The organism is Marilutibacter maris (assembly GCF_006546735.2).
Taxonomy (GTDB): domain Bacteria; phylum Pseudomonadota; class Gammaproteobacteria; order Xanthomonadales; family Xanthomonadaceae; genus Marilutibacter; species Marilutibacter maris.
The window spans coordinates 1-21,358 of record NZ_VICD02000071.1 but is presented as its reverse complement, the minus strand read 5'-3'; the positions used below and the strand labels follow the sequence as shown (position 1 = coordinate 21,358).

Here is a 21,358-nt window from a genome sequence, read left to right as displayed (position 1 = left end):
CCGGTCAGGCGCAGACCTGGTCACATCCTGCGCGGGGCCCGGTACCGCGGAGCAGGTCCGCGATGGACCCGCCCGGCGTGAATGTAAGTCCCCCTCGTGCCGTCGGGCACGAGGGGGAGGGGGAAGCCTAGAACTTGTAGGTCAGGCCCATATAGTAGATGCGGCCGGAGTAGTTGTTCGAGTACAGGCGGTCCTTGGTGTCGTTGCCCAGGTATGAGCGCTCCTCTTCCTTGGTCAGGTTCAGAACCGAAGCGGTCAAGGTCAGGTTTTCCAGGATGTTGTAGCCGAAGTTCAGGTCGATCTGCTCGTAGGGGTCGGAGTAGACGTTGAAGCCGTCGATCAGACCGCCGATCCGTTCGCCGCGGCGGTTGTACGACGCCCGCGCCAGGAACTTGTCGTTCTCGTAGAAGACGGTGAAGTTGGCCTGGTTCTTGACGCTGCCGAGCAGCGGCGACTTGCCTATCTTCTCGCCGCTCGAGAGCACGACGGCGGCCAGGTTGGTGTCGTTGTAGGTGTAGTTCGCCTGGAAGCCGAGGCCAAAGTCGAAGCTGTGCTGTGCGTACAGCTCCACGCCCTGCGAGACGGCATCGCGACCGTTGACCATAGTCGAGAAGTCCTGGACCGTCACCGTCTGGCCGTCGATCTCGAGTTGCTGGTCGAAGACCGCCGGCAGGGTGAAGTTCTCCACGTCCTTACGGAACAGGCCGACACCGACGACCGCACCCGGGCGGTAATACCACTCAAGGCCGAGGTCGTACTGGATCGCTTCGAACGGCTCCAAGTCCTTGTTGCTGCCGCTGCCATACCAGCCCGGGTTGGTGCTGCCGCCGATCACTCCGCGGTCGTCGCTGTATTCCTGGCTGACGAACTGAAGGCCGCCGGGACTGGCGATCGAGGTGAACGCGGGACGTGCGATGACCTTGGAGGCGGCGCCGCGCAGCACCAGGTTGTCGGTCATTTCCCAGGCGATGTTGAAGCTGGGCAGGACGTCGTCGTAGCTGCGGTCCAACGATGCCAGGGCGAAGGTCTTCTCGGTGACTGGCGCCCACACGAAGCCGCCTTGGCAGGCCGCTCCCGGTGGCGGGTTGTTGGGATCGCAAGGCAGCAAGTTACCGTTGGCATCCTTGCCGAGAAGGGATATCAGCTTCTCGATCGAATCGGTGGATTCGGCGCGCTGGTTGGTGTGCACCAGCCTGAGCCCGAAGTTGCCGCGCAGGCGGTCGGTACGGAAGTTGGCCTGCACGTAGCCGGAATGGATTTCCTCGTCGACGTTGTAGATGAAGTCCGGTTCGCGGCGGCGCTGGGCTCCGCCGTAGCGGTTGTTCAAATAGTCGATGTAGGCCTGGTAGTTGATGCCCGGGAACACGTTCGCATTGAAGCCGCCGGCAATGTTGCCGATCGGGCTGCCCAGGAAGAAGCCCGCCTGTGCGATGCCCGCCTCCGGATCGCAGCCGGTCTGGTATCTCATGTCGTAGTCGTCCGGATCCGCTCCCGGACAGACCCAGTAGGTGTTACCGGTATTGCGGTGGACGCTTCCGTCGCGGAACTTGACGCCGAACTGCAGCGATTCCAGCCAGCCGGACAGGAACAACTTGGTGGCGTCGACCTGGAAGTAGTCCTGCTCGATGCTGGTTTCCTTCCAGGACGAGTCGGTCGAACCCAGGTCGATCTCGGCGACGCCGGCCATCAGCTGCTCCTGCAGATCGGGCGAGAACGTCGCCGTTGGCGTGCCGCTCAGGTCCCAGGAGCTGAAGGTATTGCCGGCCTGCCAAGCGCCGTTGATGAAGCGGCGTGGCTTGGCGGACATGCGGAAGTTCATCGACGGACCGCCGGAGGATTGGGTCCGGCCGGCCTTGGCGGAGATGCGCAGGAGGTCGGTGGCGTTCCATTCCATCGCCACGTCGAAGGTTTCCGACTTGGTCTTCTCGCGGCTGTAGCCGCCGGTCAGCTGCGGCGTCGGCACGGTGCAGTCGTCCGCGCCCCAGCCGCCCGGCGCTTGGCCGCCCGCGGCGGCGTCGTCCTCATTGCAGTAGTAGGTCTTGCCGGCGATCTTCTCGTACTCGGCGCCGGTGACGATGGTGCCGCTGGGATCGAAGGTCAGGCCGTTGAGCAGACGGCCGCCCGGATAGTTGCCGTCCCAGGCGATGCGGGCCAGGTTCCACTCCGGGATCTTCAACTGGTTGAAGGCGTAGTCGCCCTGCAGGTCGAAGCGGAAGTAGTTGGCAGTCAGCGTCAGGTCGTCGGTCGGCTTGAACTGGAAGGTCAGCTGGGTGCCCTTGCGTTCGCGCTTTTCCTCGCGCACGCCGAAGTTGACCGAGGTCGGCATGAAGAAGCCGGAATAGTGGTTGCCGTTCTGGTCGTTGAAACCGGAGCCGCCCCAGAAGGTCGAGACGTCGTCCAGTTGTTTGCCGTTGACGTCGACCGGCGGCTCGGTGGCGCCGTTGTCGCGATACCACTGCCAGCTCTCGGTGCTGACCTCCATGCGACGGGCGGTTCGCTCCTGCTTGCTGACGCCGACCAGGAAGCCGAAACGGTCGTCGTCGCTGTGCCAGGAGAACATGCCCGACAGCTGCGGGTCGGTGGTCTTGCTGGTATCGGAGTAGGTGCCCTCGGCGGAGACGAAGCCGGAATAGGCCTCCATCTCCAGCGGGCGGCGGGTATGCAGGATCACGGTGCCGCCGATGCCGCCTTCGTCGAGTCGTGCTTCCGGGGTCTTGAACAGTTCCGCGCTGGACAGCATGTGAGCCGGCATCAGCGTGTAGTTGAAGGAGCGCGAGGCCTCGTCGTTGCTCTCGGACGAGGCGATGAAGTTGCCGTTCAACTGGGTCAGGGTGAGTCCTGGCGCCAGGCCACGGACGCTGAGGCTCTTGCCTTCGCCACCGTCGCGGGTGATCACCACGCCGGGCACGCGCTGCAGCGCGTCGGCGACGTTCTTGTCGGGGAACTTGCTGACGTCCTCGGCGGTGATGACCTCGACGATCGCGTTGGCGTTGCGCTTCTGCTCCAGGCTTTCCTCGATCGCGTAGCGGTAGCCGGTGACGACGATCGCATCCAGATCGGTGGCCTCGTCGGACGACGCGGTTTCCGCGGCCTCCTGGGCGAAGGCAACGGCTGGAACCGCCGTGGCCGCGGTCAGCGCGATGGCGATGGCCGCGGACAGCGAGTTCCGGAAATACGTATGTGACATCTCAATCTCCCTCTCCAGGTTGAGTGGCCTCGAACGAGCGATTTACATCGATCCAAAACGAGGGCGGCGTCGATCCCCATCAGGCACCCCCTGTGTCTGCCGGCTTGCGCTGTCCGTCTTGCGGACATTCGGCCTGCCCCCCTCTCCCGGGGGTGGCGGGTTAGATCGATCCAATGCGTCGCGGGCCTAGATTTATCACAGGGCGCGGCGACATGCATGCTGCTTTGCAATATGAGGCGGGCGGTTCGACCCGCTCGGGTGCTTGCGGCCAGGGCGTGCGCAGGCGCCTGTCGGCGGTCGGGTTTGGCGCTCGTGCGAGGGCGGGCGTATAAGGCCTTTGGATCGATCCATCTTCGTCATGAATTTAGATCGATTCAAACAACTTGTCCGTGTTGCCGGGCAGGACGGGCAGGCCCTTCGAACAGCCTGACAAGGAGGCACCTATGTTTGACCGTAACCCGTTGTTGCGTGGCGCATGGTTGGTCGCGGCGTCGTTTGGTCTGGGGCTCGTTTCGCCATCCGCATCCGCCGATTCGGCGGTCTATGGCGGCGGTCCGTTCTACAACGGCGGCCAGGCGGTGATGGATGATCTGCGCGGATCGGGCTTCACCACGGTGATCCTGTTCGGCGTGCACGTGCACGCCAATGGCGACCTGCACTACAACAACGATCCGATCATCACCGACGGCACCTATATCGGCGATCCGGGCTGGCCTTCGCGCCTGGCCACGCTGAAGCAGGCGCCGACCTCGGTCACCCGCATCGAGGCCTCGGTCGGCGGCTGGGGCACCGGCGACTTCCAGAACATCAAGGACCTGATCGCCGCCCAGGGCACCGGGCCGGACAGCGTGCTGTACCGGAATTTCCAGACCCTGAAGCAGATCACCGGCGCCGACGCGATCGACTTCGACGACGAGAGCACCTACGACCTCGCCTCGTCGACCCAGTTCGGCAACATGCTGTGGGAGCTGGGCTACTCGATCACCCTGGCGCCGTACACCAACATGGGTTACTGGCAGAGCCTGGCGAGCAATCTGTCGGGCAAGGTCGACGGCATCCATCTGCAGGCCTACGACGGCGGCGCCGGCAACAACCCGTCGACCTGGTCGAATGCGCTGGGCATGACCGTCGATCCGGGGCTGTGGTCGCGTCACGGCAGCGGCTGCGCCTCCGGCGACAGCCCGGCCACGGTGCAGAGCAAGATGAGCAACTGGAAGAACTCCGCCGGGATCGTCGGCGGCTTCATCTGGCTGTACGACGACATCCAGGCCTGCTGGGCGCAGGGCACCAGCGCCGATTACGCCAACGCGATCAATGTCGCGGTCGGCGCCAACGCGCCGCCGCAGGCGAGTTTCCAGGCCAGCGTCAACGGATTGAGCGTCGACTTCAGCGATACCTCCAGCGACAGCGACGGCAGCATCGTCTCGCGCCATTGGACGTTCGGCGACGGCGGCACCTCGACGTCGGCGACGCCCAGCCATGCCTATGCCAGCGCCGGCAGCTACACGGTGACACTGACGGTGACCGACGACGACGGCGCCAGCGCTTCGCGCACCGACACCCTCGTGGTCGGCGCGGCCAATCTGGCGTTGAATCGGCCGGCCACCGGCTCGGCCTCCTGCAACTCAAGCGAGAGCCCGGACAAGGCGGTCAACGGCAGCGTCTCCGGCGGCAACGGCGACAAGTTCTGCAGCCTGGCCGGGTCGAAGTGGTTGCGGGTGGACCTGGGGGTCTCGCAGAGCGTCGGCCAGTTCGTGGTCAAGCACGCCGGCGCCGGTGGCGAATCGACGGCCTGGAATACCCGCGGCTACGACATCCAGGTGTCCGGCAACGGTTCGAAGTGGACCACGGTGGTCTCGGTGGGCGACAACACCGCCAGCGTCGTCAGCCATCCGATCCAGCCGGTCACCGCCCGCTACGTCAGGCTCAACATCGCAACGCCGACCCAGAACGGCGATCCGGCCGCGCGGATCTACGAGTTCGAGGTCTACTGATCCGGGCCCGGGGATGGGCGATCCGCGGGGCGGATCGCCCATCCGGCTGCCCTGGGAGAGGGGCGGGAGGTGTCGGTGTGACCCGATCGATGTTGCGGTGCACGATGCATGGCCGGGCCGATTGTGGTTGATTTAGATCGATCCAGTTGAGCGGGGACATGGGTAGGTGCCCTTCGCTCGGGCCGGAATTTAGATCGTGACAAATCCGTTTTCCCCCTCCCTCGGGTTGGAGCCCGGTTACGACCGGGCTCGTTTTTCTCCCAGGGGGCGCTGCAGGCGCAGCGGGCGGGCGACTCCCGATCGAGCCGGTCCGGTCCAGTTCGACCTGTTTGTCGCAGAACTTTGTCGCAGAACTCTGTCGCAGAACCACGCGGTTGCCGGTTGGCCGCCGCCCAGACCCAGAGGTGAGCCGTGCCCCGAAGCCCGTCGCCAGACCGTCCGAACCGTCGCCCGCCGCTTCGAGCGCTCATGCTCGCGGCCGTGCTGGCAGTGCCGTCAGTGGTGTCGGCGACGCCGTCGGCGGCGGATCTCGCCGCGACGGTCAACACCTTCATCGGCAGCAAGGACGACGGCAACACCTTCCCCGGTGCGTCGGCGCCGTTCGGCCTGATCCAGGTGTCGCCGATCGGCGAGCACTACTCGGGCTGGCGCTACGACGACCCGAAGATCCACGGCTTCGGACATTCCTTCATTTCCGGCGCCGGCTGCTGGGAGCAGGGCGGCCAGGTGTCGGTGCTGCCGGTCACCGGCACGATCGGCCCGGACGGCGACTTCGATACCGCCGACGCCGCCAGCTTCGACCACACCCGCTACGGCTCGAAGTATGCCCATGACGGCGAGATCGGCCAGGCCGGCTACTACAAGGTGCGCCTGACCGACCGCGGCGGCATCGACGCCGAGGCCACCGCGCTGACCCGCGCCGCCGCCGAGCGCTACACCTTCGCGCCGGGCAGCGACAGCGGCCACGTACTGGTCAACATCGGCCAGGCCAACGCCAAGCACGAGGTCGTCGGCAGCGTCGTCCATGTCGTCGGCGATCGTGCGGTGGAAGGCAAGCTGGTCACCAAGAGCTTCTGCGGCGGGCGCCAGTACACGACCTGGTTCCGGCTCGAGTTCGATCGCCCGTTCAAGGCCTTCGGCACCTGGGACAAGGACGGCGGCGTCCCCGGCTCGCGCCACAGCATGGGCGCGCAGTGGGAGGTGCCCAACGGCGCCTGGCTGAGCTTCGACCTGGGTCCGTCGCGCAGCGTCACCGCGATCAGCGCGATCTCCCACGTCGACGCCGAAGGCGCGCGTCGCAACCTGGAGGCCGAGGGCAGGCGCGACGGCCGTCTGCTCGGCTTCGATGAGATGCGCGAACAGGCACAGGACGCCTGGCGTCGCGAGCTGGCCACGGTCCGGATCGCCGGCGGCGGCGACGACGACCGCACGGTGTTCTACACCGCGCTCTATCACGCCCTGTTGCAACCGTTGACCGGCAACGATGCCGACGGCCGCTACCGCGGCTACGACGACGAGATCCACGTCGCCGACGGCTGGACCTACTACGAGTACTTCTCGCTGTGGGATACCTACCGCTCGCAGAACCAGCTGCTGGCGATGCTGCGTCCACAGCGCTCGCGCGACATCGCCCGTTCGGTGCTGAAGATCCACGAGCAGATGGGCTGGCTGCCGCGCTGGGGCTACGCCAACTTCGAGACCAACATCATGACCGGCGATCCGGTCACGCCGTTCCTGGTCGATCTGTGGAAGTTCGGTGCGCTCGACGGCCGCGAGGAACAGGCCTGGCAGGCGCTGTGGCAGAACGCCAGCGGGCGTCCGCCGGCGATGTCGCGTGCGCAGGGCCGTGCCGGCAACGACAACTACCTGGCCCACGGCTTCGTCACCTACGACCGCGCGTTCCCGTCCAAGGGCATGGATGTCGACCCGCATCACGGCGGTTCGGCCACGCTGGAGTACGCGCTGGCCGACTGCTCGCTGTCGCAGATGGCGCAGGCGCTGGGCGAGGGCGAAGCGGCCGCGGCCCTGCGCGCGCGCGGCGGCAACTGGCGCAGCATCTGGGACGCCTCGGTCGTCGATGACGACACCGGCTTCCGCGGCTTCCCGCGGCCGCGCACCGAGGACGGCGGCTGGTACACGCCGCCGCATGCCGGCTACGACCCGCGCTCCAACCACGGTTTCCACGAAGGCACCGCCTGGCAGTACCAGTGGCTGGCGCAGCAGGATGTCCCGGGTCTGGCGGCGGCGATGGGCGGCGAGGCGGCGGCGTTGAAGCGCCTGGACACCTTCTTCGCCTACGACGCGCTGCTCGCCGACCCGGCCCATGCCGCGCGCAAGCAATGGGTGGTCGGGCCGTACAGCTACTACAACCAGTACCGCTACAACCCCAACAACGAGCCCGACCTGCACGCGCCGTGGCTGTACACCCTGCTCGGCGAGCCGTGGAAGACTTCGGCGGTGCTGCACGCGGCGCAGACGCTGTTCACCAATGCGCCCAACGGGGTGACCGGCAACGACGACCTCGGCACGATGTCGGCCTGGTATCTGTTCAGCGCGGTCGGTCTGTACCCGCTGATGCCGGGCAGCGGCGAGCTGGTGCTGCATGCGCCGCGCTTCGAGCGGATCGAGCTCGACCTGGGCAACGGCCGCACCCTGAGCGTGCGCGCGCCGGGCGCGGGCGGCGAGGGGCCGCGCTATCCGCAACAGGTGCGCTTCAACGGCGAGCCGGTCGAACGGGTCTGGCTGGACTGGTCGCGGCTGCGCGCGGGCGGCGAGCTGGAGATCGAGCTGGGCGCCGAGCCGTCGGACTGGGGCGTTGCCGCGTCCAGCCGTCCGGCGGCCGTGTGCGCGACCAACGGCGCCGGCAGCTGAGGGCGCGACGGGCGATGCCGGTCATGGGCTTCCAACGCGATGTCGCAGCGGCACCGACGCCGCTGCGCGGGCGCGCGGGACGGCCTGCGGCAGCGGCGGGGCGGAGGATCCGTGGCGGTCGCCTTGAATCGATCTACTTCGGCAATAATCGGATGCATCCAGGGATACGCATCAAGGAGCCTCCGATGACCGCAAGCAAGTCCAGGCGCAAGGCCGTCACCGTCACCGACATCGCCAAGGGCTGCGGCGTCTCGCGCGCGACCGTGTCGCTGGTGCTGCGCGGCAGCCCGCTGGTCCACGCCGACACCCGTGCCCGGGTCGAAGCCGAGCTCAAGCGCCAGCGCTACGTCTACAACCGCGCCGCCGCCAACCTGAGGCGGCAGACCTCCTCGTCGGTGGCGCTGGTGATCAACGATCTGTCCAACCCGTTCTTCGCCGAGTTCGCCGCCGGTGTCGACGAGGCGCTGGGCGAGGGCCGCTACGTGACCCTGCTCGGCAGCACCGCCGAGTCGCCCGAACGGCAGGAAGCGGTGCTGGCCTCGCTGGTCGAGCACGCGCCGGCCGGGATCATCCTGTCACCGGCCGAGCACAGCGACGGTGCGGTGCTGCTGCGCCTGATCGGCGCGCGCACCCCGGTGCTGGTGTTCAACCGCGAACTGGCCGGTCACGACTGGGACTTCCTCGCCCTCGACAACGAGCGCGGCGCGCGCCTGGCCACCGAGCATCTGCTCGGGCTGGGGCATCGGCGGATCGCGTTCTTCGGCGGCCATGCGGACTCCAGTTCGTGCCGGCAGCGCCGCGAGGGCTATCTGGCGGCAATGCGCGAAGCCGGCATCGAGCCGGAGGCCGGTTGGCTGGTCGAATCCAGCCCGACCCGCGTCGACGCCGCCGCGCGCACCGCCGAACTGTTCGAGCGCGCGCCCGACGCGAGCGCGGCGGTCTGCTACAACGACAACGTCGCCTTCGGTCTGATGCTCGGCCTGCGCGCGCGCGGCGTGCGCCCCGGGACCGAGTTCGCCGTCACCGGCTTCGACGACATCAGCGAGGCCGCCCTGTCCACCCCGCCGTTGACCACCTTGAGCGTGCAGCCGCGCGCCTGCGGCCGCAGGGCCGCGGAAATGCTGCTCGAACGCGTGCACGACCCCGACGCGCCGCCCCGCAGGACCGTCGCCCCGGTCAGTCTGGTGGTGCGCGGCAGCTGCGGGGAGCCGCAGCCATGAAGCCTTTGTCATGACCCAATCCGGTGCCGTCGCGACGGCACCGACCAGGAGAGCATCGCCCCATATGAGCACGCCGAGCACGCCCGCCCGCCTCGAAAATCCGCCCGCCGGCATGAGCAGTACCGCCTCCGGGACCCGCATGGCCCTGATCGCAATGACCGCGATCTTCTTCATGTGGGGCTTCATCACCGAGCTCAACGGGGTACTGATTCCGCACCTGCAGTCGGTATTCGAGCTGACCCATGCGCGCTCGATGCTGCTGGACTCGGCGTTCTTCGGCGCCTACTTCGTGATGGCGCTGCCGGCCGGGCGGGTGGTGGCCCGGGTCGGCTACAAGCTCGGTATCGTGATCGGCCTGCTGATCGCCGGCGCCGGCGCGCTGCTGGTGCTGCCGGCGGCGCAGATGGCCTCCTTCAACCTGTTCCTGCCGGCCTTGTTCATCCTCGCCACCGGCGTGGTGGTGCTGCAGGTCGCGGCCAATCCCTACGTCAGCCTGCTCGGTGCGCCGCAACGCGCCGCCAGTCGACTCAACTTCGCCCAGGCGGTGAACTCGCTCGGCCACACCATCGGCCCCTATGTCGCCGGTCTGCTGATCTTCAGCGCGACCCTGCTCAGCGCCGAGCAACTGGCGGCGCTGCCGGCGGCCGAGCGGGTGCAGACCGTGCAGCCGCTCTACATCGGCGTGGCGGTGGCTCTGCTGGTGCTGGCGGCGGCGGTGTACTTCTTCCGCCTGCCGGCGCTGTTCGAGGCCACCGAGCAGGCCGACAGCCGTCCGCACGGCTTCGCCGAGGTGTTGCGGCTGCCGCATGTGCGCTGGGGCGTGCTGGCGATCTTCTTCTACGTCGGCGTCGAGGTCACCGTCGCCCACTTCATGGTCAAGTACGTCTCGCAGCCGACCATCGGCGGGATGAGCGAGCGCGACGCCTCGTTGTACCTGTCCTACTACCACGCGGCGGCGATGGTCGGCCGCTTCGTCGGCGCCGCGCTGCTGATGCGCGCCAACCCGCGCCGAATGCTGCCGTTGTACGCGGCGCTGAACATCCTGCTGCTGCTGGTGACGATGACGACCCTGGGCGGGGTCGCGATGTGGAGCGTGGTCGCGGTCGGACTGTTCAACTCGATCATGTTCCCGACCATCTTCACTCTGGCGATCGAGCGCCTGGGGCCGATGACCGAGAAGGCCTCCAGCCTGCTGGTGATGGCGATCGTCGGCGGCGCGGTGATCCCGCCGTTGCAGGGCCTGTTCGTCGACCTGTTCAACGCGCGCCTGGGCGACGAGACCCGGGCCCTGCAGTACGCGTTCTTCGTTTCGATCCTGTGCTACGCCTACATCCTCTGGTACGGCTGGCGCGGCTCGCGCCTGAGTGGAGCGGGCCTGCCCGGAGCGGGTCCGAGCGGGGCGGGCGTCGTGGTGGCGAAGGACTGAGGCCGACATGCGCAAGATCGTCTGCTTCGGAGAAGCCCTGATCGACTTCCTCGCCCAGCCTTCGGCCACGCCGGGGGCGGAGCGGGCCTTCATCCAGCACGCCGGCGGCGCGCCGGCCAACGTTGCCGTCGCCGCCGCGCGCCTGGGCGCGCCGACCCAGTTCGTCGGCATGCTCGGCCGCGACATGTTCGGCGACTTCCTGCTCGAAAGCCTGGAAGGCGCCGGCGTCGGCACCGCGCATATCGTGCGCACCGACGAGGCCAAGACCGCGCTGGCCTTCGTCGCGCTCGACCATGAAGGCGAACGCAGCTTCAGCTTCTACCGGCCGCCGGCCGCCGACCTGCTGTTCCGCGCCGAGCACTTCGAGCCGGACTGCTTCGCCGGTGCCGCCGCGTTCCACGTGTGTTCCAACAGCTTGACCGAAGCGGCGATCGCCGATGCCACGCTGGCCGGCATGCGGATCGCGCGCGACGCCGGCACCCTGGTCAGCATGGATCTGAATCTGCGACCGGTGCTGTGGCCGGACGGTGTCGATCCGCGACCGCGGCTGTGGAACGCGCTGGAGGCGGCCGACGTGGTCAAGCTCGCGCGCAACGAACTGGAGTTCCTGGCCGCGGGCTTCGGCGGCGGCGAGGACGGCGAACGCGCGGTTCGCGAGAAGATTCTCGAAGGCGCGACCCGCTGGCTCGTGGTCACCGACGGCGCCGCGCCGCTGCACTGGTACGGCCGCGATGTCGGCGGCGTCGCCGGCAGCGGTTCGCTCGAGGGTTTCCGGGTGCGCGCGCTCGACACCACCGCGGCCGGCGACGCCTTCGTCGGCGGCCTGCTGTTCCACCTGGCCGGTGCCGGTGTCGATGCGGCGGGACTGCCCGCTTTCGTCGGCGATCGCGTCGCGGTCGAGGAGGCGCTGCGTTTCGCCGCCGCGGTCGGCGCGCTGGCGGTCACCCGTCATGGCGCGTTCGCGGCGATGCCGACCCACGCACAAGTACAGCAACTGCTCAAGGAACAGTACGACGATGTCGCCTGAAAACTCCGCGTCACCGGCGTTGCCGGACTTCCACTCGCCGCAGCTGCTGCGCGCGCACATTGCGCAGACGATGGCGTTCTATCACCCGCGCTGCATCGATCCGGATGGTGGGTTCTTCCACTACTTCAAGGACGACGGCCGCGTCTACGATCGCGGCCACCGCCACCTGGTCAGCAGCACCCGTTTCGTCTTCAACTATGCGATGGCGGCGCGCGAGTTCGCCGACGATGCCGCGCTGGCCGGTCAGTACCTCGACGCCGTGCAGCATGGCTTGCGCTACCTGCGCGAGGTCCACCGCGACCCGCGGACCGGCGGCTACGCCTGGACCCTGCGCGATGGCCAGGTCGAGGATGCGACCAACCACTGCTATGGCGTGGCCTTCGTGCTGCTGGCGTACTCGTGCGGGCTCAAGGTCGGCATCGAGCAGGCGCGCGAGTGGATGGACGAGACCTGGCAGTTGCTGGAGTCGCGTTTCTGGGAACCGGACCCGGGCCTGTACCGCGACGAGGCCGACGCCGACTGGAACTTCAGCGGCTACCGCGGCCAGAACGCCAACATGCACATGTGCGAGGCGATGCTGGCGGCCTACGAGGCCAGCGGCGAGCGCCGCTATCTCGACCGCGCGCTGACCCTTGCCGATCACATGACCCGGCGCCAGGCCGCGCAGGCCGGCGGCCTGGTCTGGGAGCACTACGACGCCGACTGGAACGTCGACTGGACCTACCATCTCGACGACCCCAAACACCTGTTCCGTCCGTGGGGCTTCCAGCCCGGCCACCAGACCGAGTGGGCGAAGCTGCTGCTGATCCTCGACCGCCATCTCGCCGGCGTCGGCATCGAGGCCGACTGGCTGGTGCCGACCGCGCGCCGGCTGTTCGACACCGCCCTCGAGCACTCCTGGGACGAGGCGCGTGGCGGCATGGTGTACGGCTTCGCGTTCGAGGGCCTGCGCGACGCCGCCGGCGGCAACGCCAGGGTCGAGGGCGCGGCCTATCCCTGCGACGAGGACAAGTACTTCTGGGTCCAGGCCGAGTCGCTGGCCGCCGCCGCCCTGCTGGCGAAGCGCACCGGCGAGGCCGGGTACCGCGACTGGTACCAGCGGCTGTGGACCTATGCGTGGACGCACATGGTCGATCACCGGCACGGTGCCTGGTATCGCATCCTCGACGCCGACAATCGCAAGTACGACGACGACAAGAGTCCGGCCGGCAAGACTGACTACCACACCATGGGCGCCTGCCACGAGGTGCTGGGCGTGCTGCGCGGATGAGGGCCGCCGGCGCCGTCCTGATCGCCGTCTGGCTGGCAGGCTGCCTGGTGTCGGAACCGGCATCGGCGGCAGCGTCCGCCGGGCCTGCGCCTGAGCGTTTCGGCTCCTCGTTCGAGGACGGCGATCCGCAGCCTATAGCGCGCAGGGGCGAGGAGGCGCGGGGCGCGACCCTGACGCTGCGCCGCGCCGGCGGCCCCGACGCGGCGTACACCGCGCGCACCGGGGTCGGTTTCACCGGTGTGCGCTCGCTGGAATACGCCGGCCGGATCGACGCGGAGGGCGGCGGTGCGGCGCGCGCGGCGGTGTTCGACGTCTCGATTCCGGTGACCGCCGCGACCGAGCTGTCGTACCGGATCTTCCCGCGCTTCATCGACGACGATCTGCGCTATCCCAGCACCTGGGCCGCGGTCGATCTGGAGTTCAGCGACGGCTCCCGGCTGTCCGACCTGGGTGCCCTGGACCAGCACGGCTTCGGGCTGTCGCCGCGCGGGCAGGGCGGGTCGAAGTCGCTGTATACCGACCAGTGGAACCACAAGCAGTCGCGCATCGGCGAGGTCGCCGCGGGCAGGACCATCGCCCGCATCCTGGTCGCCGTGCAGGCGCCGTTCGGCCCCGCCGACTTCCGCGGCTGGATCGACGACATCGCGGTGACGGACCGGCCGATTGCGGACGCGGCCGCATCGGCGGCTCCCGCCGACCACGTGCTGACCACCCGCGGCACCCATTCCTCCGGCGCGTTCTCGCGCGGCAACAACATTCCCGCGACCGCGCTGCCGCACGGCTTCAATTTCTGGGCGCCGGTCACCGATGCCGGCTCGCTGAGCTGGTTCTACGAGTACGCCCGCCGCAACGACGCGCGCAACCGGCCGCGTCTGCAAGCGCTGACGCTGAGCCACGAGACCAGCCCGTGGATGGGCGACCGCCAGACCTTCCAGGTGATGCCTTCGATCGCCAGCGGCGTGCCCGACCCCCGCCGCGATGCGCGCGCGGTGACGTTCCGGCACGAGAACGAGGTCGCCAGGCCCCACCACTACCGGGTCGAACTCGACAACGGCATCGTCGCCGAGATCGCCCCGACCGACCATGCGGCGATGTTCCGGTTCCATTTTCCGGGCGACGACGCCAGCCTGATCTTCGACAACGTCGACGACCGCGGCGGCCTGTCGTTGTCGCCGGAGCGCGGCGAACTGAGCGGCTACACCGACACCCGCAGCGGGCTGTCCAACGGCGCCGGGCGCATGTACGTGTACGCGAAGTTCGATCGCCCGGTCGTCGCCGGCGGCAAGCTGGTCGTCGAGGGCGACGCCAGGCAGGGCAGGCGGGCCAAGGTGCCCGGCTACTTCCGTTTCGATGCCGGCAGCGAGCGCACCGTCACCATGCGCATCGCGACCTCGCTGATCAGCCTCGAACAGGCCCGCCACAATCTGGCGCTGGAGATCGGCGAGCGCGACGGTTTCGAGGATGTCCGCGAGCGCGCGCGCCAGGCCTGGAACGCACGGCTCGGGGTGATCGAGGTCGAGGGCGCCACGCCCGACCAGCTGACCACCCTGTACTCCAACCTGTACCGCCTGTTCCTGTATCCGAACTCGGCGCACGAGAACGTCGGCAGCCACGAGGCCCCGGTGTGGCGTCATGCGGTGCAGGCTTCCGCCGGCACCGACATCGCCGAGGGCACCACCGACACCCGCACCGGCGCCGCGGTCGTCGACGGCAAGGCCTACGTCAACAACGGCTTCTGGGACACCTACCGCACCACCTGGGCAGCCTACTCGTTGCTGGCGCCCGGGCAGGCCGCGGAGATGGTCAACGGTTTCCTGCAGCACTACCGCGATGGCGGCTGGGTGCCGCGCTGGTCCTCGCCCGGCTACGCCAACCTGATGACCGGCACCAGCTCGGACGTGTCGTTCGCCGATGCCTACGTGAAGGGCGTGCAGGGCATCGACGCGGCCGCCGCCTACGCCGCGGCGATCCGCAATGCCGCTGTCGCGCCGCCGAACGACAACGTCGGCCGCAAGGGCATGGACGTGTCCCCGTTCATCGGCTATGTGCCGAGCACGGTAGGCGAGGGCCTGTCCTGGGCACTGGAGGGCTACATCAACGACTACGGCATCGCCAACATGCTGGCGGCGATGGCGAAGGCGCCGTCGCCCCCGGTCGCGCGCGAGCGCCTGCGGGCGGAAAGCGCCTACTACCGCAACCGCGCGCTCAACTACGTGCATATGTTCGATCCGGCGATCGGCTTCTTCCAGGGGCGCTCGGCGGATGGCCGCTGGAAGTCGACGGCCGAGCGCTACGACCCCGAGGTCTGGGGACACGACCACGACTACACCGAGACCAATGGCTGGGGCTTCGCCTTCCTGGTGCCGCACGACGGCCAGGGCCTGGCCAATCTGTACGGCGGCCGCGACGGGCTCGCGCGCAAGCTGGACGAGTACTTCGCCACCTCCGAGACCGCGCGCTTCCCCGGCTCCTACGGCGGGGTGATCCACGAGATGGTCGAAGCGCGCGACGTGCGCATGGGGCAGTGGGGGTTCTCCAACCAGGTCGCCCACCACGTGCCGTGGATGTACCTGTACGCCGGCCAGCCGTGGCGGACCCAGGAGATCGTCCGCGAGACGCTGGCGCGGATGTACGTCGGTTCGGAAATCGGACAGGGCTATCCCGGCGATGAGGACAACGGCGAATCGTCGGCATGGTGGCTGTTCGCCGCGCTGGGCTTCTATCCGCTGCAGATGGGCAGCGAGGAGCTGGTGATCGGCTCGCCGCTGTTCACCCGCGCCACCGTGCATCTGGACAATGGCCGGGAGCTGGTGATCAGCGCACCGGACAACGGCCGCGACAACGTCTATGTCGCCGGCGTCACCGTCAACGGCAGGCCCTGGCACCGTACCGCCATCCCGCACCGGCTGCTGGCCGAGGGCGGGCGGATCGAGTTCCGGATGGCGTCCAGGCCCACGGAGTGGGGGAGTGAGACGTCGGCGCTGCCGTCATCGCTGACCGCGCCCGGAGCCGCACCGAGGCCGATCGCCGACCTCACCGGTAGCGGCCGCGGCAGCGCATCCAGCGATCGCTCCGGTATCCGCGCCGACGACCTGTTCGACAACGACTCGCGCACCGAAGCGGTGTTCCCGGGGGAGTCGCCGGTGTCGGTGACCTGGACGTCCGCGCGGTCCCCGGCCCCGGTGAGCTTCTACACGCTGACCTCCGGCGCCAGCGCCGGCCACCCGACCGACTGGGCGCTGGAAGGTTCCGACGACGGCGACGCCTGGCAGGTGCTGGACCGCCGCCGCGGCGAGGCCTTCGAGTGGGCGCGCCACACCCGGCCGTTCCAACTGGCCGCGCCGGCGACCCACAGGCGGTACCGGCTGGTCGTCGAGGCGAGCAGCGAGCCCGGATCGTTCTCGCTCGCCGAGATCGAGCTGCTGGGCGAGGCCGATCCCCCAAACAGGGCCGATACGCAGTGAGCCGGCGGCTGCGCCGCTCGCTGCTGCCGGTGTTGGCCGTACTGGCGACACTGGCGCTGCTGCTGGCCGCCTGCGCCCACCGCCCGCTTCCGGACGCCCGCACGGCATTGAACCCGCGCGCGATCGTCTTCTACTACAACTGGTACGGCAGCCCGGAGATCGACGGCGAACGCCTGCACTGGTCGCATCCGGTGCTCAAGTTCAACCCGGACGATCCGGACCGGCCGCCGATACCCGGGGATGGCGACATCGCCGCCGACTTCTATCCGGCGCTGGGCGAGTACTCCAGCGCCGACCCGGACACCGTCGAGCGGCACATGGCGATGATCGCGCGGGCCGGCATCGGCATCGTCGCGGTCACCTGGCTGGGCGAGGGCGATCCGAGCGCGCGCAGCCTGCCTTTGTTGTTCGAGGCCGCGGCCCGCCATGGTCTGCGGCTGTGCTTCCAGATCGAGCCCGCCGCGCGCCCGGACATCGGCGCCGCGCGCGAGGCGATGGTGCGGATCGTCGAGCGTTTCGGATCGCATCCGGCGCTGTTCCGCGATCCCGACAGCGGGCGTCCGCTGTTCTTCGTCTACGATTCCTACCAGATCCCCGCCGTCGACTGGGCGCGAGTGCTGACGGCCGATGGCGATCTGAGCCTGCGCGGCACACGGTTCGACGCCGACGTGATCGGCCTGTGGGTCGGGGCCGACGAGCACGCGTTCTTCCGCGACGGCGGCTTCGACGGTTTCTACACCTACTTCGCCAGCCGCGGTTTCAGCTACGGCTCCACCCCGGCGCACTGGTCGTCGCTGCAGCGCTGGGCGCAGGACAACGGCATGCGCTTCATTCCGTCGGTCGGCCCCGGCTACCTCGACGCGCGGGTGCGGCCGTGGAACGGGGCCAATGCGCACGATCGCGACGGCGGTCGCTACTACGACGACATGTTCGCCGCCGCGATCGCGAGCGGCGCGACCCACGTCGCGATCACCTCGTTCAACGAATGGCACGAGGGCACCCAGATCGAGCCGGCGGTGCCGCATACGTACCCGGGTCGCCACTATCTGGACTACGCGCCATTGCCGCCGGATCACTATCTGCGGCGCACGCGATACTGGTTGTCGAAGCACCCGCCGGGCCTGCAGCCGCCGCCGTCGCGGTGACGAAACGCCGGGCCGCGCTTACCCGTGTCGTGCGAATCTGCGCATAATCGGGCGATGAACAAGACAAAGATCCCACTGCTGATAGATACCGATCCGGGCGTCGACGATGCGCTCGCCCTGTTGATGGCGTTCAACGATCCGCGTTACGACGTGGTCGGCCTCACCATCGCCGCCGGCAATGTCGGCCTCGAACACACTGTGCGCAACGCGCTGAAGGTTTGCGAAGTCGCCGGCTGCGACGTGCCGGTGTTCGCCGGCTGCGAGACCCCGCTGCTGCACCCGGCGCCGGATGCCGCCGACGTGCACGGCAAGGACGGCCTCGGCGACATCGGCTACACCCCGGCCGCGCGCAGCGCCGAGGCCGAGCACGCGGCGTTGGCGATCATCCGCCTCTCGCACGAACACGCCGGCCGCCTGGTGCTGGTCGCGCTCGGCCCGCTGACCAATGTCGCGCTGGCGCTGAAGCTGGACCCGAGCCTGCCGCAGCGGATCGCCCGCTTCGTGGTGATGGGCGGCGCGGTCACCGCGCAGGGCAACATCACCGCGGCGGCCGAGTTCAACATCCATTTTGATCCCGAGGCCGCGCACATCGTGTTCGACGCCTTCCCGACGACCGACCTGGCCGACTGGGAGGCCACCGTCGCGCACAGTCTCGATCACGCCGAGCTGCGCGGCTGGTTGTCGGCGCCGAACGATCGCGCCCGCTTTTACGAGGCGATCTCCAGGCAGACCCGGGAGTGGTCGGAGAACCGTCGCGGCAGCCGCTGGTTCTGCGCCGACGCGCTGGCGATGGCCTGGGTGCTGGAGCCCGACGGCGGCGAGCGGGTCGAGGCGCGGCCGATGGCGGTGGCGCTGGAGGGCCGCCACAGCCGTGGCGCGACCGTGGTCGACTGGCGCCGCCAGGGCGGCCGTCCGGACAACGTGCGGATCCTGCTCAAGTACGATCAGGCGCGGTTCGAGGCGATGATCCGCGGCGCGATCGGGGCCGAGACCGAGGCGCAGGCCGCGGCCGGCTGAACGCGGAAGCCGGCGGTCACGGCCGGGCTTGTGCCGGTGGGGGAGTGTCGCTATACTGCGCCGCTTCCCTCCGATTACTTTGGTGAGTGCCATGAAGGCCGGCATCCATCCCGAATACCGCGAAGTCGTGTTCCAGGACGTGACCAGCGACTTCCAGTTTCTGACCCGTTCGACCCTCGAGAGCAAGGAATCCGTAAAGCTCGAGGACGGCAACGAGTATCCGCTGATCAAGGTCGACATCTCGTCGGCTTCGCACCCGTTCTACACGGGCAAGCACAAGATCATGGATACCAGCGGCCGCGTGGACAAGTTCCGCAAGCGCTACGCCAAGAAGTAAGCAGCCGCGCGCTGCGTCGCGCGTTTTCGCGCGCGATCGAGACAGTATCCGGACGACGGCTGCCTGAGGGTGGCCGTCGTCTTTTGCGTGCGCGCGCGACGACCGCCGGCCGTGCCGTCATATACGTGTGGCAGGCTGGATGCCCGGATCGGAGCGAGGCGCGTCGCGGGCCTGGATCCGACGCCCCCGTCCCCGGGTCCGAGCTTCGACTCTGAACGCTTGTGCGATAATTCCCCGGTTACGGCTCGCTCGGGTTAAAACCCGGCCGGCTGGCCGTGATCCTGTCCCCCATCCGTGCCCGGGCCTTCGCCCGCACGTCGACATGAGGAGTCTTCCGTGTCCGATTCGACCAAGTCCGGTCTTGCCGAGGTCACCCTGACCGCCGGCGACAAGAACGTCGTCCTTCCCGTGCAGCACCCGACCCTGGGCGCACCGTGCATAGACGTCGCCCGTCTGCCCAAGGAGACCGGCTGCTTCACCTACGACCCCGGCTTCACCGCCACCGCCAGCTGCAAGTCGGCCATCACCTACATCGATGGCGATCAGGGCGTGCTGTTGTACCGCGGCTACCCGATCGAGCAGCTGGCCGAGAAGTCCAGCTTCCTCGAGGTCGCCTACCTGCTGATGAACGGCGAGCTGCCGAACAAGGACGAGTTCGCCGGGTTCGAGCACGAGGTCACGCATCACACGATGATGCATGAGCGGCTGAAGAACTTCTTCCACGGCTTCCAGTACGACGCCCACCCGATGGCGATGCTGGCCGCGACCGTGGCTTCGCTGTCGGCGTTCTATCACGACACCCTCGACCTCGAGGACCCGGAGCAGCGTCGTCTCGCCGCGATCCGCCTGCTGGCGAAGATGCCGACCCTGGCCGCCGCTGCGTACCGCTATTCGATCGGCTGGCCGATCCGCTTCCCGCGCAACAACCTCGACTACGTCAACCGCTTCCTGCACATGATGTTCGAGGTCCCGAGCGAGCCGCTGGAGATGAACCCGGTGGTCGCGAAGGCGCTGGACCTGTTGTTCATCCTGCACGCCGACCACGAGCAGAATGCGTCGACCTCGACCGTGCGTCTGGTCGGCTCGACCGGCGCCAATCCGTATGCCTCGGTCGCCGCCGGCATCACCGCGCTGTGGGGCCCGGCGCACGGTGGCGCCAACGAAGCGGTGCTGAAGATGCTGGCCGAGATCGGCACCCCGGACAAGGTCGACGCCGCCGTCGCCCGCGCCAAGGACAAGAACGACAGCTTCCGCCTGATGGGCTTCGGCCATCGCGTCTACAAGAACTTCGACCCGCGCGCGAAGATCATCCGCGAGATGACCCACAAGGTGCTCGGCGAGCTGGGTGTCAACGATCCGCTGCTGGAAGTGGCGATGAAGCTGGAGGAGGCGGCGCTGAAGGACGAGTACTTCGTCCAGCGCAGGCTGTACCCGAACGTCGACTTCTACAGCGGCATCATCTACAAGGCGCTGAAGATTCCGACCGAGATGTTCACCGTGATGTTCGCGATCGGCCGCACCGCCGGCTGGGTCGCGCACTGGCTGGAGCAGCAGGTCGATCCGGAAAACAAGATCGGCCGTCCGCGCCAGATCTACACCGGCTCGGCCACGCGCGATTACGTCGCCATCGACAAGCGCTGAGCGCGCGGCGGCCGTGCCGCCGCACCGGCAACACCGACGCCCCGCATCGCGGGGCGTTTTTTTGTCCGCGACATCGGCGTTCGTGACCGGGTTCGCGGACGCGCGTCCGTGCACGGTCGCGGCGGTCCGTGGTCGGGAAGGCGGTGCTATGATCCGCTGCGCGACGGGTGGCCAGGGGCCGCCGTCGCGTACAGGGATGTGCATCGGTGCGCGGCGTGATGCGCGCGTCGCCGGCCTCCCTGGACGACGGGCCGCCGCGGCCGGACCTCACCATGGACAGGAGACGAATGATGAGAACCTTGATCAGCAGCCTCGGCGTGGCCCTGTGCCTGTTGCTGGCCTCGACCGCTGCCTGGGCGCAGGAGATGTCCTTCCGCAGCGGCGTGATCACCGACATCGAGACCATCCAGGTCGAAGCGGCCCAGCCGCAGGAGACGACCCGGGCGCAGTCGGCGGGCGCGCGGGCGGTGGGACGCACGGTCAAGCGCGCGTTGTGGCGCGCGGCGCTGAATTCCAGCAGCGACCATGCCTACGACACCTATGACGTGGCCTCCGGTGCGGTCGACGACACCGCCGAGGTGGTCGCCGAGAACCGTGCCGAGGCGCGGAACACGGCGTATCTGGTGATGATCCGCTTCGACGACGGCAGCCAGTCCGCGATCCAGGCCGGCGAGGTCGAAAAGCTGCAGGTCGGTGCCCGCGTGCGAGTGCTGGGTTCCGGCGATTCGGCCCGGATCATGCCCGAGTAAGCGTCGCGGC

13 protein-coding genes are annotated in these 21,358 nt (G+C 68.5%); 12 read left to right on the top strand and 1 reads right to left on the bottom strand.

Going from position 1 to position 21,358, the window contains the following annotated elements; translation table 11 throughout:
• Positions 1-127: 127 nt before the first annotated feature.
• Positions 128-3,187 (bottom strand): TonB-dependent receptor, encoded by a 3,060-nt coding sequence (locus FKV24_RS05235; protein WP_141481625.1) that lies wholly within the window; start codon positions 3,185-3,187, stop codon positions 128-130.
• Between the two features lie 443 nt (positions 3,188-3,630).
• Between FKV24_RS05235 and FKV24_RS20025 the strand changes: the two genes are divergently transcribed.
• From FKV24_RS20025 to FKV24_RS05175, 12 genes are all read left to right on the top strand, one after another.
• A complete protein-coding gene (locus FKV24_RS20025) occupies positions 3,631-5,181 on the top strand; it encodes a PKD domain-containing protein (protein WP_141481624.1) in 1,551 nt (516 codons plus the stop codon).
• Positions 5,182-5,649: 468 nt separating this feature from the next.
• Entirely contained in the window at positions 5,650-8,052 is a 2,403-nt protein-coding gene (locus FKV24_RS05225) for a GH92 family glycosyl hydrolase (RefSeq protein WP_141481623.1), read from the top strand.
• Positions 8,053-8,204: 152 nt separating this feature from the next.
• A complete protein-coding gene (locus tag FKV24_RS05220; protein ID WP_211371787.1) occupies positions 8,205-9,272 on the top strand; it encodes a LacI family DNA-binding transcriptional regulator in 1,068 nt (355 codons plus the stop codon).
• A 112-nt stretch (positions 9,273-9,384) separates the two neighbouring features.
• Positions 9,385-10,698, top strand: coding sequence for a sugar MFS transporter (locus tag FKV24_RS05215; protein WP_249040929.1), 1,314 nt, complete (start codon positions 9,385-9,387; stop codon positions 10,696-10,698).
• Between the two features lie 7 nt (positions 10,699-10,705).
• Complete coding sequence (locus FKV24_RS05210; protein ID WP_141481621.1) at positions 10,706-11,725, top strand: carbohydrate kinase family protein; 1,020 nt, start codon at positions 10,706-10,708, stop codon at positions 11,723-11,725.
• Positions 11,715-12,995 carry an AGE family epimerase/isomerase gene (locus FKV24_RS05205; protein ID WP_141481620.1) on the top strand — a complete coding sequence of 427 codons (1,281 nt, stop codon included), beginning with the start codon at positions 11,715-11,717 and terminating at the stop codon, positions 12,993-12,995. Before FKV24_RS05210 ends, FKV24_RS05205 begins: the two co-directional genes overlap by 11 nt.
• Positions 12,992-16,459 carry a GH92 family glycosyl hydrolase gene (locus tag FKV24_RS05200; RefSeq protein ID WP_141481619.1) on the top strand — a complete coding sequence of 1,156 codons (3,468 nt, stop codon included), beginning with the start codon at positions 12,992-12,994 and terminating at the stop codon, positions 16,457-16,459. Before FKV24_RS05205 ends, FKV24_RS05200 begins: the two co-directional genes overlap by 4 nt.
• Entirely contained in the window at positions 16,456-17,604 is a 1,149-nt protein-coding gene (locus tag FKV24_RS05195) for a glycoside hydrolase family 71/99 protein (RefSeq protein WP_170288220.1), read from the top strand. Before FKV24_RS05200 ends, FKV24_RS05195 begins: the two co-directional genes overlap by 4 nt.
• 54 nt (positions 17,605-17,658) lie before the next feature.
• Positions 17,659-18,621: a nucleoside hydrolase gene (locus FKV24_RS05190; protein ID WP_111267416.1), complete on the top strand. Its 963-nt coding sequence runs from the start codon at positions 17,659-17,661 to the stop codon at positions 18,619-18,621.
• A gap of 91 nt (positions 18,622-18,712) precedes the next feature.
• Positions 18,713-18,958, top strand: a complete 246-nt coding sequence (locus FKV24_RS05185) for a type B 50S ribosomal protein L31 (protein ID WP_141481630.1) — start codon at positions 18,713-18,715, stop codon at positions 18,956-18,958.
• Between the two features lie 336 nt (positions 18,959-19,294).
• Positions 19,295-20,599 carry a citrate synthase gene (locus tag FKV24_RS05180; RefSeq protein ID WP_141481617.1) on the top strand — a complete coding sequence of 435 codons (1,305 nt, stop codon included), beginning with the start codon at positions 19,295-19,297 and terminating at the stop codon, positions 20,597-20,599.
• Positions 20,600-20,889: 290 nt separating this feature from the next.
• The gene (locus FKV24_RS05175; RefSeq protein WP_141481616.1) at positions 20,890-21,348 is read left to right on the top strand and encodes a hypothetical protein; all 459 of its coding nucleotides are present in this window, start codon (positions 20,890-20,892) and stop codon (positions 21,346-21,348) included.
• The last annotated feature ends 10 nt before the right edge of the window (positions 21,349-21,358 follow it).